General features: G+C 63.9%; 11 protein-coding genes. 6 read left to right on the top strand and 5 right to left on the bottom strand.

The features are described 5' to 3' along the window. Window positions 1-143 precede the first annotated feature (143 nt). The 5 genes from rimP (at window position 144) to truB (ending at window position 6,576) form a co-directional block, all read left to right on the top strand. A complete protein-coding gene (rimP, locus tag ACYPXD_RS22915; protein ID WP_459716346.1) occupies window positions 144-602 on the top strand; it encodes a ribosome maturation factor RimP in 459 nt (152 codons plus the stop codon). Next, a complete protein-coding gene (gene nusA, locus ACYPXD_RS22910) occupies window positions 599-2,074 on the top strand; it encodes a transcription termination factor NusA (RefSeq protein ID WP_459716343.1) in 1,476 nt (491 codons plus the stop codon). Before rimP ends, nusA begins: the two co-directional genes overlap by 4 nt. 164 nt (window positions 2,075-2,238) lie before the next feature. Then, window positions 2,239-5,154 carry a translation initiation factor IF-2 gene (gene infB / locus ACYPXD_RS22905; RefSeq protein ID WP_459716341.1) on the top strand — a complete coding sequence of 972 codons (2,916 nt, stop codon included), beginning with the start codon at window positions 2,239-2,241 and terminating at the stop codon, window positions 5,152-5,154. 72 nt (window positions 5,155-5,226) lie between these two features. After that, window positions 5,227-5,601 (top strand): 30S ribosome-binding factor RbfA, encoded by a 375-nt coding sequence (rbfA, locus tag ACYPXD_RS22900; protein WP_459716338.1) that lies wholly within the window; start codon window positions 5,227-5,229, stop codon window positions 5,599-5,601. A 21-nt stretch (window positions 5,602-5,622) separates the two neighbouring features. Continuing rightward, entirely contained in the window at window positions 5,623-6,576 is a 954-nt protein-coding gene (gene truB / locus ACYPXD_RS22895) for a tRNA pseudouridine(55) synthase TruB (RefSeq protein WP_459716335.1), read from the top strand. Here truB and ACYPXD_RS22890 read toward each other — a convergent pair. The 5 genes from ACYPXD_RS22890 to ACYPXD_RS22870 all read right to left on the bottom strand — a co-directional run bounded on the left by ACYPXD_RS22890 (window position 6,566) and on the right by ACYPXD_RS22870 (window position 12,433). After that, a complete protein-coding gene (locus ACYPXD_RS22890) occupies window positions 6,566-7,072 on the bottom strand; it encodes a cupin domain-containing protein (RefSeq protein ID WP_459716333.1) in 507 nt (168 codons plus the stop codon). The two genes, truB and ACYPXD_RS22890, sit on opposite strands and share 11 nt — an antisense overlap. A gap of 174 nt (window positions 7,073-7,246) precedes the next feature. Beyond that, window positions 7,247-8,809, bottom strand: a complete 1,563-nt coding sequence (locus tag ACYPXD_RS22885; RefSeq protein ID WP_459716331.1) for a DHA2 family efflux MFS transporter permease subunit — start codon at window positions 8,807-8,809, stop codon at window positions 7,247-7,249. 61 nt (window positions 8,810-8,870) lie between these two features. Then, the gene (locus ACYPXD_RS22880; RefSeq protein WP_459716328.1) at window positions 8,871-10,121 is read right to left on the bottom strand and encodes an HlyD family secretion protein; all 1,251 of its coding nucleotides are present in this window, start codon (window positions 10,119-10,121) and stop codon (window positions 8,871-8,873) included. Window positions 10,122-10,288: 167 nt separating this feature from the next. Next, entirely contained in the window at window positions 10,289-11,863 is a 1,575-nt protein-coding gene (locus ACYPXD_RS22875; protein ID WP_459716326.1) for an efflux transporter outer membrane subunit, read from the bottom strand. Between the two features lie 69 nt (window positions 11,864-11,932). Then, window positions 11,933-12,433 carry a MarR family winged helix-turn-helix transcriptional regulator gene (locus tag ACYPXD_RS22870; RefSeq protein ID WP_459716323.1) on the bottom strand — a complete coding sequence of 167 codons (501 nt, stop codon included), beginning with the start codon at window positions 12,431-12,433 and terminating at the stop codon, window positions 11,933-11,935. Between the two features lie 343 nt (window positions 12,434-12,776). Between ACYPXD_RS22870 and typA the strand changes: the two genes are divergently transcribed. Beyond that, window positions 12,777-14,603, top strand: a complete 1,827-nt coding sequence (gene typA, locus ACYPXD_RS22865) for a translational GTPase TypA (RefSeq protein WP_459716321.1) — start codon at window positions 12,777-12,779, stop codon at window positions 14,601-14,603. The last annotated feature ends 223 nt before the right edge of the window (window positions 14,604-14,826 follow it).

Raw genomic sequence — 14,826 nt, 5'->3', positions numbered from 1 at the left:
CACGTGCAATGAGGCGCAACAACGCGCGCCAGCCTGGCGCGGCCCGCTGTGGCGGTGTTCCTGTGGTGGTGTTCGACAGCAGCTTCGTGGCAACCCCCGTGGCAACCCGGCAGGCGCGCCGCGCGAACATCTAGAGGGCACTTGTGCAACTGACGGAACTGATTGAAACGACGGTCGTGGGCCTTGGCTACGAACTCGTCGATCTCGAGCGCACCGGGCGCGGCATGCTGACCGTGTTTATCGACCAGGCTGCCGGCATCGCGATCGAAGATTGCGAAAAGGTCACGCGTCAGCTGCAGCACGTCCTGACGGTCGAGAACATCGACTACGAGCGGCTTGAAGTATCGTCGCCGGGTCTCGACCGGCCGCTCAAGAAACTGGCGGATTTCGAACGCTTCGCGGGCAGCGAGGCGGTGATCACGTTGAAAAAGCCATTGGACGGACGTAAATCGTACCGGGGCATTCTGCATGCTCCGCAGGGCGAAACGATCGGTCTTGAATTTGAAGGGAAGGAAGGCGCCGCGATGCTGGATTTCACGCTTGCGGATATCGATAAGGCACGCCTCGTTCCGAAAGTTGACTTTAGGAGCCGCAAACAATGAGTCGCGAAGTGTTGATGCTGGTGGATGCGCTGGCACGCGAGAAGAACGTCGACAAGGACGTCGTATTTGCCGCACTCGAAGCGGCACTCGCTTCGGCATCCAAGAAACTCTTCGACGAGGACGCGGACATTCGCGTTCATATCGACCGTGAAAGCGGCGAGCACGAAACGTTCCGCCGCTGGCGCGTGGTGCCGGACGAGGCGGGACTGCAGGAGCCGGACCAGGAAATCCTGCTGTTCGAGGCGCGCGAGCAGAAACCCGATGCACAGATCGACGACTTTCTGGAAGAGCCCGTGCCGTCGATCGAATTCGGCCGTATCGGCGCGCAGGCCGCGAAACAGGTGATTCTGCAGAAGGTTCGCGATGCGGAGCGTGAGCAGATCCTGAACGACTTCCTCGAGCGCGGCGAAAGCATTATGACCGGTACGGTCAAGCGTCTCGACAAGGGCAATTTCATCGTCGAATCGGGCCGTGTCGAAGCGCTCTTGCGCCGTGATCAGCTGATCCCGAAGGAAAACCTGCGCGTCGGCGACCGGGTGCGTGCGTATATCGCGAAAGTCGACCGCACGGCGCGCGGACCGCAGATCGAGCTGTCGCGCACCGCGCCCGAGTTCCTGATGAAGCTGTTCGAAATGGAAGTGCCCGAAATCGAACAGGGGCTGCTCGAGATCAAGGCAGCCGCTCGCGACCCGGGCGTACGCGCGAAGATCGGCGTGATCGCCTATGACAAACGCATCGATCCGATCGGCACCTGCGTCGGCATACGCGGCTCGCGCGTGCAGGCGGTGCGCAATGAGCTCGGTGGCGAAAACGTCGACATCGTGCTATGGTCGGAGGATCCCGCCCAGTTTGTGATCGGCGCGCTCGCGCCGGCAGCCGTTCAGTCCATCGTCGTCGACGAAGAAAAGCATTCGATGGACGTCGTCGTCGACGAAAACGAGCTGGCGGTCGCTATCGGCCGCAGCGGCCAGAACGTGCGTCTCGCCAGCGAATTGACCGGCTGGCAGATCAACATCATGACGCCGGACGAGTCTGCCCAGAAGCAGAATCAGGAACGCGGCGTCTTGCGTGACCTGTTCATGGCGCGTCTCGATGTCGACGAGGAAGTCGCCGACATCCTGATCGACGAAGGCTTCACGAGCCTCGAAGAGATCGCGTATGTGCCGCTCAACGAGATGCTCGAAATCGAGGCCTTCGACGAAGACACGGTTCACGAACTGCGTAACCGCGCCCGCGACGCATTGCTGACGATGGCGATCGCGAACGAGGAGAAGGTCGAGGGCGTTGCGCTCGACCTGAAGAGCCTCGATGGTATGGACGCCGATCTGCTCGCAAAGCTCGCCGAACATCAGGTGCAGACGCGCGACGATCTGGCAGAACTGGCAGTAGACGAGCTGGTCGAGATGACCGGCATGGAAGAGGACGCCGCCAAGGCGTTGATCATGAAGGCCCGTGAACACTGGTTTCAGTGACAGAGTGACATGACCATGAACCACTGACCTGACCGCGGCCGGCTTCGATGAGGCATGGTTGAAATCGCAATTGTTGAATTGCATTTCAAGCCCCATCTGAAGCCACCAGGCCGCACGACCCGATGCTAACCGCAAGGAATCGGTCCTTGCACTAAGAGGAATGAATGGCGAGTAACAACGTAGCCCAATTTGCCGCGGAACTGAAAATGCCTGCAGGCGTGCTGCTCGAGCAGCTGCAGGCGGCGGGCGTCCAGAAAGCGAGTGAGGACGATGCCTTGTCGGAAACCGACAAGGCGCGTCTGCTCGACCACTTGCGCAAGTCGCACGGCTCGCAGGACGCCGACAAGCGCAAGATCACGCTCACGCGACGGCACACGTCGGAAATCAAGCAGTCCGACGCGACGGGTAAGGCTCGTACCATTCAGGTCGAAGTGCGCAAGAAGCGCACGTTCGTGCGCCGCGACGAAACGGCCGAGCAGAACGATCAGGCCGCGGCTCATGCAGCAGCTGCCGCCGAGGCTGAAGACCTCGACCTGCAGCGCCGCGAGGAAGAAGCGCGCCAGCAGGCTGAACGGCTCGAGAAGCAGGCTCAGGAGCTGAAGGAGCGCCAGGAGCGGCTCGAGCGCGAAGAGGCCGAGCGTCAGGCGCGCGAGCAGGCCGCCGAGGCGGAGCGCCAGCGCGCGGAAGAGGAAACGGCGAAGAAGCGTGCCGCGGCGATGGCCGAGGCCGCTGCGCGTGAGCAGGCGGAAGCCGAGCGCGCAGCCGAACAGGACGACGAGCGTGCGGCAGCGGAACGCGCGGCGCAGCGCGAAGCGGCGAAGAAGGCCGAGGACGCTGCACGCGCCGCATCCGAGAAGGCGCGCGCCGAGCAGGAAGAGATTGCGAAGCGTCGCGCCGCAGCCGAAGCCGAAGCGCGTGCGATTCGCGAAATGATGAACACGCCGCGCAAGGCGGCCCAGGCGAAAGCGCCGGAACCCGCGCCGCAGAAGCCCGCCGAGCAGCCGAAGGCTGTTGAGGCGAAGGGCACGCTGCACAAGCCGGCACGGCCGGCCGGCGAGACGACGGCGCGTCCGGCGGCGAAGAAGCCTGCTGTGGCGGCAGCGCCGGCATCGACCACCGCGCCGTCGACGGCGCCTGCCGGCGACAAGAAGCGCGGCCCCGGCGGCGGCAAACCCGGCGGCTGGCAGGACGACGCGGCCAAGCGCCGCGGCATCAAGACGCGCGGCGATACGAGCGGCGGCGTCGACCGCGGCTGGCGCGGCGGTCCGAAGGGACGCGGCAAACATCAGGACTCGAACACGACCTTCCAGGCGCCGACCGAACCGATCGTGCGCGAAGTGCATGTGCCGGAAACCATCACGGTGGCCGACCTCGCACACAAGATGTCGGTGAAGGCTTCGGAAGTCATCAAGGTGATGATGAAGCTCGGCCAGATGGTCACGATCAACCAGATGCTCGATCAGGAAACCGCGATGATCGTCGTCGAGGAACTCGGTCACCACGCGGTGGCTGCGAAGCTCGACGATCCGGAAGCGATGCTGGTCGAAGGCGAAGTGTCGGATGCGGAAGCACTGCCGCGCCCGCCGGTCGTCACGGTGATGGGCCACGTCGACCACGGCAAGACCTCGCTGCTCGACTACATCCGGCGCGCGAAAGTGGCGGCCGGCGAAGCGGGCGGCATTACGCAGCATATCGGCGCGTATCACGTCGAAACGCCGCGCGGCGTCATCACGTTCCTCGATACGCCGGGTCACGAAGCGTTCACGGCCATGCGTGCGCGCGGCGCGAAGGCGACCGACATCGTCATTCTGGTGGTCGCCGCCGATGACGGCGTGATGCCGCAGACCAAGGAAGCGATCTCGCACGCGAAGGCGGGCGGCGTGCCGCTCGTCGTCGCGATCAACAAGATCGACAAGCCGGAAGCCAACCCCGAGCGCGTGAAGCAGGAACTCGTCGCGGAAGGTGTCGTGCCGGAAGAATACGGCGGCGATTCGCCGTTCGTGCCGGTGTCGGCGAAAACGGGCGCGGGTATCGACGACCTGCTCGAAAACGTCCTGCTGCAGGCTGAAGTGCTCGAGCTGAAGGCGCCGGTCGAGTCGCCGGCCAAGGGTCTCGTGATCGAAGCGAAGCTCGACAAGGGCAAGGGCCCGGTTGCGACGATTCTCGTGCAGTCCGGTACGCTCAATCGCGGCGACGTCGTGCTCGCGGGAAGCGCCTACGGCCGCGTGCGCGCGATGCTCGACGAAACGGGCAAGGCGACGAAGTCGGCGGGTCCGTCGATCCCGGTGGAAATTCAAGGTCTGTCGGAAGTGCCGGCGGCCGGCGAAGAAGTGATCGTGATGCCGGACGACCGCAAGGCGCGTGAAATCGCGCTGTTCCGTCAGGGCAAGTTCCGCGACGTCAAGCTCGCGAAGCAGCAGGCCGCGAAGCTCGAGAACATGCTCGAACAGATGGGCGAAGGCGAAGTGCAAAACCTGCCGCTCATCGTCAAGGCCGACGTGCAGGGTTCGCAGGAAGCCCTCGTGCAGGCGCTGCTCAAGTTGTCGACGGACGAAGTTCGCGTGCAGATCGTGCACAGCGCGGTCGGCGGCATCAGCGAGTCGGACGTCAATCTGGCGACGGCGTCGAAGGCGGTTATCGTCGGCTTCAATACGCGGGCCGATGCGCAGGCGCGCAAGCTTGCGGAGACGAACGGCGTCGACATCCGTTACTACAACATCATCTACGACGCAGTGGATGAGGTCAAAGCGGCAATGTCGGGCATGCTCGCGCCGGAGAAGCGCGAAGTCATCACCGGCATGGTCGAGGTGCGCCAGGTGTTCAAGGTGCCGAAGGTCGGTTCGGTGGCCGGTTGTATGGTCACGGATGGCATCGTCAAGCGGACGTCGTCGGTGCGCGTGCTGCGCAACAACGTCGTCATCCACACCGGCGAGCTCGATTCGCTCAAGCGCTTCAAGGACGACGTCCGCGAAGTGCGCCAGGGCTTCGAGTGCGGTATGTCGGTGAAGAACTTCAACGATATCGTCGAAGGCGACCAGTTCGAAGTCTTCGAGGTCACCGAAGTCGCGCGTACGCTGTAACCGGAGCGCCGCGCTAACGGGGCGGAGCGGGCGCAAAGCCGCTCCGCCCTTTGTTTTTATGCCTGACTGAACATGCCGAAAAAACGCACTTCCCCTAATCGCAACGTACAGATCGCTGATCAGATTCAACGCGATCTGTCCGAACTGCTGCGCGAGGTCAAAGACCCGCGGATCGGAATCGTCACGATCCAGAGCGTCGAACTGACGCCCGACTATGCGCACGCGAAGGTCTATTTCACGACGCTGACCGGCGACGCCGGACAAACGCAGGTCGCGCTCAATCACGCGGCCGGCCATCTGCATAACCAGCTCTTCAAGCGCCTGCATATTCACACGGTGCCGACGCTGCATTTCCACTACGACAAGACGATCGAGCGCGCAGTCGAGATGTCGCGCCTCATCGACGAAGCGAACGCGAATCGCGCGAAAGAAGACTCGCAAGACTGACCCCTGCACGCGCTGGCCGATATGACGAATGCTTCTCCGACCGCGCCGCAGCCGCGCGCGCGCGTACCGCGCCGCGCGCTCGACGGCGTGCTGCTGCTCGACAAACCGGTGGGGCTGTCGAGCAACGACGCGCTGATCCGCGCGAAGCGCCTTTATCAGGCGAAAAAGGCCGGCCATACGGGCACGCTCGACCCGCTCGCCTCGGGCCTGCTGCCGCTGTGTTTCGGCGAGGCGACGAAGTTCTCGCAGGATCTGCTCGACGCGGACAAGACCTACGAAGCGACGATGCGCCTCGGCATCACGACAACCACGGGCGATGCCGAAGGCGAAGTGCTGCAGACGCGCGACGTGCTTTGCCGCGAGGAAGGCATCGCGGTGGTGCTCGAGCGGTTTCGCGGTGAGATCGTGCAGATTCCGCCGATGTATTCGGCGCTCAAGCGCGACGGCAAGCCACTCTACGAATATGCGCGCGCCGGGCAGACGGTCGAACGGGAAGGGCGTTGCGTGACGATTCACGCGCTCGAACCGATTGCCTGCGCGCTGCCCGATGTGACGTTTCGTGTGACCTGCAGCAAGGGCACCTATGTGCGCACGCTTGCCGAGGATATCGGCGAGGCGCTGGGGTGCGGCGCGCATCTGATCGCGCTGAGACGTACCGGCGTCGGCGCACTGACGCTCGAGCATGCCGTGACGCTCGATGCGCTGTCGGATGCCGCGCAAGCCGAACTCGACCGGTGGCTGCAACCCGTCGATGCGCTGCTATCGACTTTTCCCGCAGTCCACCTCGACGACGAAGCGACACGTCGCTTCCTGCACGGACAGCGGCTGCGTCTTGCAGATCTGTCGATAAACTGCGATGCGCCGCGCGTGCGTGTCCATGCGGCCACGGGAGGGCGTCTGCTCGGCGTCGCCAAGGCCGGCGACGGCGTGCTCGCGCCCGAACGGCTCATCGTCACAGCGGCGGTTACTTCTTGATGTCGTCCGGGTTATACGTGACGTAGAGCTTCGTATAGCCCTTCGTATCGAACGTGCCGATCCAGCCCTTCGGCAGACTCACGGCTTCGCCGGCATGAACGGCGACGACCGAGCCGTCCGCCGATGTGAACGTCGCGCCGCCCGAAATGAAGTAAAGAAACTCGTTATACGGATAACCCGGCGCCTTCGAGATCACCTCGTGCAGCGGCCCGGATTTATAAAGCCCCGTTTGATATCCGTTGTCGTTCGACGTGAACGTGACGACGTCGGTCGTTGCGTTGCCGTCCTTGTTCTCATGGACGGCGTCCTTGCGCTGGAAGATCGCGCCGTTGATTTCCGGCTTCGTGACCTTGATCGGCTTGAGAACGTCCGTTTGTGGCTGTTGCGCCTGTTGTGACTGAGGCTGCGTCTGTGCTTGCGCGGCAACGGGAGCAAGCGCGACGAGCGCGAGCGTGGCGCTTGCCGCGGCGAGGATATTCGTCCAGTGTCTATTCATGTCGAGTGACCTGCAAAGCTGATCGGGGAGGTGGCGGCGCTCGTCGCGACGATGATGCAACGATGACGCGAATCTACCGCCTCGACCCCATCAAGTCACTTTATCAATGACGCAAATTCGCCGCGCGATGCAGCGATTCGTGTCCCTACGCGCCACAGCCGCTCCCAGTCAATTCTAGTGCGCGGCCGAAGCTGCCGCGCCCGCATCGCCGCCCGCGCGCTCGGGCTTCGTGATCCAGATAAGCGCGATAAGCGCGATAAAGATGCCGGCCGAGACGTAGAACAGGTCGTTGACGCCCAGTTGCGCAGCCTGTTGCGTCGCCATCGAATTGAAGAGCCCGTACGCCTGATCGTGGCTCAGACCGAGCCGGTTCATCTGCTCGATCGACGCGTCGAAGGTCGGGTTATAGGGATTGGCCTGCGCGACGAGCCGCGTGTGATGCAGAATCGATCGATGGTCCCACGCGGTCTGGAAGATCGAGGTGCCGATGCCGCCGCACATGATCCGCACGAAGTTCGACAGGCCCGACGCCGCCGGAATGCGGTTGCCGGGCAAGCCGGACAGCGTGATCGACACGAGCGGAATGAAGAAACCCGCCATCGCAACGCCCTGGATCAGCGTCGGCACCGTCAGCGCAAACGTATCGACGCCGGTCGTATAGCGCGAGCGCATCCAGAAACACAGCGCGAAAACGAGGAACGACGCAGTCGCGATATAACGCGGATCGGTGCGCGGCAACACCTTGCCCGTCAGCGGCGACAGCAGGATCGCGAACAGCCCGACCGGCGCCATGATGATGCCCGCGTCGGTGGCCGTATAGCCGAGATCGGTTTGCAGCCACAGCGGCAGCAGCACGAGATTGCCGAAGTAGAGCCCGTAGCCGATCGATAGCGCGACGGTGCCGCCCGTGAAATTGCGCAGCTTGAATAGCGATAAATCCACCACCGGGTGGTCGGCCGTCAGCTCCCAGACGACGAAAAACGCGAACGCGATAATCGCGGTCAACGCGAGCACGACAATCGTGGTCGACGAGAACCAGTCGAGGTCCTTGCCCTTGTCGAGCATGACCTGCAGCGAACCGACCCAGGTAATCAGCAGGGCAAGGCCGACCGTATCGATCGGCGCCTTCCTGATCGCCGAATCGCGATCGCGAAAGATCGCCCATGTGGCCGCCGCGGCGATCATGCCGACCGGAATGTTCACGTAGAAGATCCACGGCCACGAGATGTTGTCCGAAATCCAGCCGCCGAGAATCGGTCCGGCGACCGGCGCGATCAGCGTTGTCATCGCCCACATCGAAAGCGCCATCGGCGCCTTTGCGCGCGGATAGCTGGCAAGCAGCAGCGTTTGCGACAGCGGAATCATCGGTCCCGCGACCGCGCCCTGGAACACGCGCGACGCGAGCAGGAACGGCAGCGTCGGCGCAAGGCCGCACATCCACGACGAGATCACGAACAGCACGATCGACGCCATAAACAGGCGTACCTGGCCGATGCGCTCGGTGAGCCAGCCGGTCAGCGGCACCGAGATCGCGTTGGCGACCGCGAATGACGTGATGACCCACGTGCCCTGGTCGGACGACACGCCGAGGTCGCCCGAAATCGATGGGATCGACACGTTAGCGATCGACGTGTCCAGAACGTTCATGAACACCGCGAGCGACACCGCGATCGTACCGATCACGAGTTGCGCGCCTTCGAGCGGCGGATGAATGATCGGCGCTTGAGCCTGAGCCATTGAGCAGGAAGCCTTTGTTTTATCTTGACCGGGGTTGTTCGTTCAAACGAAACGACGCGGCTTACATGAGCTGGGCGGCCGCCGCGCGTTTGCTCGTACCGTGCGGCGCGGAGGCCGCGGTGCTCTGCGCCGCACTGCCGCCGCGTCCCGCGTTGGCGGCGATGATGCGCGCGATTTCCGCGTCGGCTTCGTCGCCGTACTTGTCGAACACCTTGGTCTGATAGACCGTGTTCTGCGCGTTGCCGAGCTGGCCGCCGTTTTCGTTCCTGATGTCGACGTCGACCTGCATCGAGAGACCGATGCGCAGCGGATGCTGTTCGAGCGCCTGCGGATCGAGTTCGATGCGTACGGGCAGACGCTGGACGACCTTGATCCAGTTGCCGGTCGCGTTCTGCGCGGGCAGCAGCGAGAATGCCGCGCCGGTACCGGCGGAGAAGCCCACTACCTTGCCGCGGTAGACGACCGACGAACCGTAGATGTCCGCGGTCAGCTCGACCGGCTGGCCGATGCGCATGTGCCGCAGTTGTCCTTCCTTGAAGTTCGCATCGACCCACACGCCGTTGAGCGGCACGACCGCCATCAGCGGCGTGCCCGGCGACACGCGCTGGCCGACCTGCACCGAGCGCTTCGCGACATAGCCGGTGACGGGCGCGGGCAGCGTATTGCGCGCGTTGTTCAGATACGCGTCGCGTACTTTCGCGGCGGCGGCCATCACGTTCGGGTGGTCGGTGATCGTCGTGTTCGAGGTCAGCGCGCGATTGGCCGCGAGCTGCTGCTCGGCGGCGTCGAGCGCGGCCTGTGCGCCGCGCACCGCGTCGCGCGCATGCGCGATCTCTTCGGCCGAGACCGCGCCCGTCTGCGCGACCGTCATGCGGCGGCGCAGATCGTCCTGCGCGCGCGACAGGTCCGACTGCCGGACGGCCACTTGCGCCTGATACTGGTTGTCGTCGACGTAGAGGCCGCGCACCTGGCGCACCACCTGCGCGAGATTCGCCTCGGCCTGCTGCAGCGCGACGCGTGCGTCAGCCGGATCGAGCACGACGACCGGATCGCCGACCTTGACGGTCTGCGTATCGTCGGCATTGACCGCGACAACGGTGCCGGTCACCTGCGGCGTGATCTGCACGACGTTGCCGTTCACATAGGCATCGTCGGTCGTCTCATGAAAGCGCGCGACGAGGAAGTAGTACGCGCCGTAGCCGATCGCGGCGAGCAGGATGATGATGACGAGCACCGTCATCATCCGTTTGCGCTTGCCGTTGTTGTTCGAAGGTCGCGCATTCGGCGCAGGGTGTTGTTGAGGCGTGCTCATGATGTGCTCCGTATTCTTCCGTGTCTCTTATATGCTGCTTGCGTGTCGCGTGTGGTGCGCGAGACTCAGCCGGTGGTCCTCGCGCGTCGCAATCGGGCGTCCGTGTGGGCCACGCCGTGCGGGCGGACCGCTCAGTTTGCTGCTCGGTTTGCTGCTCGATTCACGGCTCAGTTCACCGTCTGAGCCGAAGCGGCGCGGGTCGCCGCGCTGTCGGTGCGCGCTTGCGCCCCGGTTGCGTCGCTCACCGCGGCCGGCGCGGCCGGCGCCGCCGCGAGACCGACGGCCGTCGCGTCGAAGCCGCCGCCGAGCGCCTTGACGAGGCCGATCTGCAGATCGCGGCGGCGCATCTTCAGGTTCGTCACGGTCTGCTCGGCCGCAAGGCGGTTGTCGTCGGCGTTGAGCACCTGCAATTGCGGCGACAGCCCCGCGCGATAGCGGATGACCGCGAGCTGATACGCCTTCGTCGACGCATCGAGCGCGCGCTGCGCGTCGCCTTCCTGCTTGTCGATCGAACGGATCGACGTGATCTGCGTCGCGACGTCGTTCAAGGCGTTGACGAGCGTCTGGTTGTAGTTCGCGACGTCGAGGTCGAAGTCCGCGTAGCGGCCCTTCAACTGGGCACGCAGCGCGCCCGCATCGAAGATCGGCAGATGAATCGCCGGTCCGGCCATTACCTGACGGCTCGCCCACAGAAAGAGGTCGCTCCAGCCGAACGCATCGAAACCGAAACTTGCCGCGAGGTTCACGTCGGGGAAGAACTCCGCCTTGGCTTCCTTTACGCCTTGCATTGCCGCTTCGACCTGCCAGCGCGCCGCGACGAGATCGGCGCGGCGCGAGACGAGATCGGCCGGCAGGTTGCCGGGCAGCGCGACCGCGTCGCCGGCGTTCAGCACCGGCTGCGCGATCTGCAGACCGCGGTCCGGTCCCTTGCCGAGCAGCGCGCCCAGCTGATAACGCACGACCGTGATCTGCCCGTCGAGATCGGTCAGCGACGACTGGCTCGTCGCGATATTGCCGTTCGCGGTCTGCCGCTCGACGTTCGTGTCGAGCCCCGCGCCGATGCGGTCGTTCGTGATCGACCCAACCGTCTGACGGTTCTGGATCTCGCGCTGGGCGATATCGCGTAGCGCATACAACTGCGCGAGCCGGTTATACGTGCTCGCAACCGATGCCGCGAGCGTGACGCGCACCTGTTGCATCTCGGCTTGCGCGGCTTTTTCCTGCGATACCGCGGCCTGCAGCTTCGCGCGATTCTTGCCCCACAGGTCGAGCTCCCATGTCGCGCTCGCCAGCACGCTGTTTTCGCTGTCCCACTTGCCGCCGATCGGCGGAACGAACAGGCCGTTCGGCGAGTAACGCTCGCGCGTCCACGTGTAGCTGCCCGTGACTTGCGGGAACAGCGCCGAGCGCGAGCTTTCGATATACGACTGCGCCTTCTCGAGGCGCGCTTGCGCCTGCGCGATCGACGGACTGCCGGCAAGCGCCTCGTCGATCAGCTTCGGCAATTGCGGGTCGCCGAACTGATTCGCCCAGTCGAGCGACGGCCACGCGCCGCTTTCGTCCGGCATGCTTTGTGTGGTCTCGTATTGCGCGGGCGCGGCAATCTGCTTGTCGCTACTGATGCCGATGTAGTTCGCGCACCCCGACAGGGCGAGGGCCGTTGCCGTCAGCGCGACCGACGCGACGGAAACGGCAGCAGCCCGGCACGGCCGGCCGGGCGCGAACGAAAGGTGCGACTTCATGAATCCGTCCCTAAATTGTAATAAATATTGGTAATGGACACTGCAACTACTTTGCGGTGACTTGGCCCCTTAATTGCTTGCCGTGTCACGGGTTATGCCGCTTGAATCGACGTTATTGGCGAGCACGCGCCTGAGCATGCTCTTGAGGAAGCCGACTTCCTCGGGGGTGAAACCGGACAGCAGCCTGTCCAGCACGCTCGTGAAAATCGCCGGCAGCTTCGCGGCGATCGCGCAGCCTTCCGCGGTCAGCGCAAGGCGCACCACGCGCCGGTCCTCGCTGCTGCGCACGCGGGTGAGCAGCCCGCGTTTTTCGAGGCGATCGATCAGGCGCGTGACCGCGCTCGCATCGATGCCGTACTCGCGGGCGAGCTCCGCGGCAAGCAGGCACTTGCCGCTCGCGACCATGAACAGGATGCTGGCCTGCGTGCTGGTGATACCGAGCTCGGCCATCGCCTTTTGCGTGACCATGTTCGACATCGTCGATTTCACGCGGGAAATCAGATAACCGACGCTTTCGGCAAGCTCGTAGGCGCGGATTTCGGGCGGCGGCGCGGAAGATGGGTCCGTCATGTTTTTATGCGACAGCAATGGTTGACTAGGCATGATTATAAGAACGCTTAATTGACATGGCAAGCGTTCTTGCAGATCAGGTAAGGGTGTTTTGTTGTTGAGGCGAACGGCTGGTAGACATACCGCGTCGTGACGTCGCGGCCTTGCGGGAGCGCTTCGGAGCCCGCTTCGGTGGCCGGTTCGCACGGTGACCATTGGGGAATACGAGAGGGATGACGCGAAATGCGTCATAGGTCCGTGCTAGAATATGCGGTTCCCGGAAGTGCGCCCACTTTGCGTTCTGAATGTGCCGAAGCCGTCTTCAGCACTCGCCGCCGGGCACTTCAATCGTCCTCAGGTCCCTATGTCCCGCGCTCTTCGCAATATCGCCATCATCGCCCACGTCGACCACGGCAAAACCACGCTCGTCGACCAGTTGCTCCGCCAGTCCGGCACCTTCCGCGAAAACCAGCAGATCGCGGAACGCGTGATGGATTCGAATGACATCGAAAAAGAGCGCGGCATCACCATTCTCGCGAAGAACTGCGCGGTCGAATACGAGGGCACGCACATCAACATCGTCGACACCCCGGGTCACGCCGACTTCGGCGGCGAAGTGGAGCGTGTGCTGTCGATGGTCGATTCCGTGCTGTTGCTCGTCGACGCCGTCGAAGGTCCGATGCCGCAAACGCGTTTCGTCACGAAGAAGGCGCTCGCGCTCGGCCTGAAGCCGATCGTCGTGGTGAACAAGGTCGACCGGCCCGGCGCGCGCATCGACTGGGTGATCAACCAGACGTTCGATCTGTTCGACAAGCTGGGCGCGACCGAAGAACAGCTCGATTTCCCGGTGGTGTACGCATCGGGCCTGAACGGCTATGCGGGGCTCGATCCGAGCGTGCGCGACGGCGACATGCGTCCGCTGTTCGAGGCGATTCTCGAGCACGTGCCTGTGCGCCCCGCGGATCCCGACGGTCCGCTGCAACTGCAGATCACGTCGCTCGATTACTCGACGTATGTCGGCCGGATCGGTGTCGGCCGTATCAACCGCGGCCGCATCAAGCCGGGCCAGCCGGTTGCGCTGCGCTTCGGGCCGGAAGGCGAGGTGATGAACCGCAAGATCAACCAGGTGCTGTCGTTCTCGGGCCTCGAGCGCGTGCAGGTCGAAGAGGCGCAAGCCGGCGACATCGTGCTGATCAACGGCATCGAAGACATCGGCATCGGCGCGACCATCTGCGCGCAGGACAAGCCCGAGGCGCTGCCGATGATCACCGTCGACGAGCCGACGCTGACGATGAACTTCCTCGTGAACTCGTCGCCGCTCGCGGGCAAGGAAGGCAAGTTCGTCACGAGCCGCCAGATTCGCGACCGCCTCACGAAGGAACTGAACCACAACGTTGCGCTGCGCGTGCGCGATACCGGCGACGAAACGGTCTTCGAAGTGTCGGGCCGCGGCGAATTGCACCTCACTATCCTGATCGAAAACATGCGTCGCGAAGGGTTCGAGCTCGCGGTGTCGCGCCCGCGCGTCGTGCTGCAAGAAATCGACGGCGTGAAGCATGAGCCGTACGAACTGCTGACGGTCGACGTCGAAGACGGCCACCAGGGCGGCGTCATGGAAGAACTCGGCCGCCGCAAGGGTGAAATGCTCGACATGGCGTCGGACGCGCGCGGCCGCACGCGTCTCGAGTACCGTATTCCGGCGCGTGGCCTGATCGGCTTCCAGAGCGAGTTTCTGACGCTCACGCGCGGCACGGGCCTCATGAGCCACGTGTTCGACGAATACGGCCCGATCAAGGAAGGGTCGGTCGGCGAACGCCGCAATGGCGTGCTGATCTCGCAGGACGACGGCGCGGCCGTCGCCTACGCGCTGTGGAAGCTGCAGGACCGCGGCCGCATGTTCGTGAAGCCGGGCGACCCGCTGTACGAAGGCATGATCATCGGCATCCACAGCCGCGATAACGATCTCGTCGTGAACCCGATCAAGGGCAAGCAGTTGACGAACGTCCGCGCGTCGGGCACCGACGAAGCCGTGCGCCTCGTGCCGCCGATCCAGATGTCGCTCGAATACGCGGTCGAATTCATCGACGACGACGAACTCGTCGAAGTGACGCCGGTTTCGATCCGCCTGCGCAAGCGCCATCTGAAGGAGCACGAGCGCCGTCGGGCGAGCCGCGAAGCGGCGGTCGACTGACCTGATCGCCCCTCTCTGCCGCAAGGCGAACGCGCTGCCGCGCCGTCGTCAGGCGGCAATGCGGTTGCCGTATAAAAAAACCGCCCTGATTCTTAGGGCGGTTTTTTTTAGTTTTCGCGGCCTGATATATCAACGGAAGCGGGCGCGATCGTTGCGATTTTGCACAAAGAGTTCTGTGTGATTTGAAGCGGCATCGGTGTTGTATTGCAGTGCTTGCTCCAGC

It is taken from the genome of Paraburkholderia sp. 2C, assembly GCF_054589215.1.
Note: the sequence above shows the minus strand (reverse complement) of the source record. Positions and strands in the feature narration are given on the sequence as shown.

Coding starts and splice junctions, on each gene's coding strand:
- nusA (WP_459716343.1), top strand. CDS start 599: ATGAGTCGCGAAGTGTTGATGCTGGTGGATGCGCTGGCACGCGAGAAG.
- infB (WP_459716341.1), top strand. CDS start 2,239: ATGGCGAGTAACAACGTAGCCCAATTTGCCGCGGAACTGAAAATGCCT.
- typA (WP_459716321.1), top strand. CDS start 12,777: ATGTCCCGCGCTCTTCGCAATATCGCCATCATCGCCCACGTCGACCAC.
- truB (WP_459716335.1), top strand. CDS start 5,623: ATGACGAATGCTTCTCCGACCGCGCCGCAGCCGCGCGCGCGCGTACCG.
- ACYPXD_RS22870 (WP_459716323.1), bottom strand. CDS start 12,433: ATGACGGACCCATCTTCCGCGCCGCCGCCCGAAATCCGCGCCTACGAG.
- ACYPXD_RS22885 (WP_459716331.1), bottom strand. CDS start 8,809: ATGGCTCAGGCTCAAGCGCCGATCATTCATCCGCCGCTCGAAGGCGCG.
- rbfA (WP_459716338.1), top strand. CDS start 5,227: ATGCCGAAAAAACGCACTTCCCCTAATCGCAACGTACAGATCGCTGAT.
- ACYPXD_RS22890 (WP_459716333.1), bottom strand. CDS start 7,072: ATGAATAGACACTGGACGAATATCCTCGCCGCGGCAAGCGCCACGCTC.
- ACYPXD_RS22875 (WP_459716326.1), bottom strand. CDS start 11,863: ATGAAGTCGCACCTTTCGTTCGCGCCCGGCCGGCCGTGCCGGGCTGCT.
- ACYPXD_RS22880 (WP_459716328.1), bottom strand. CDS start 10,121: ATGAGCACGCCTCAACAACACCCTGCGCCGAATGCGCGACCTTCGAAC.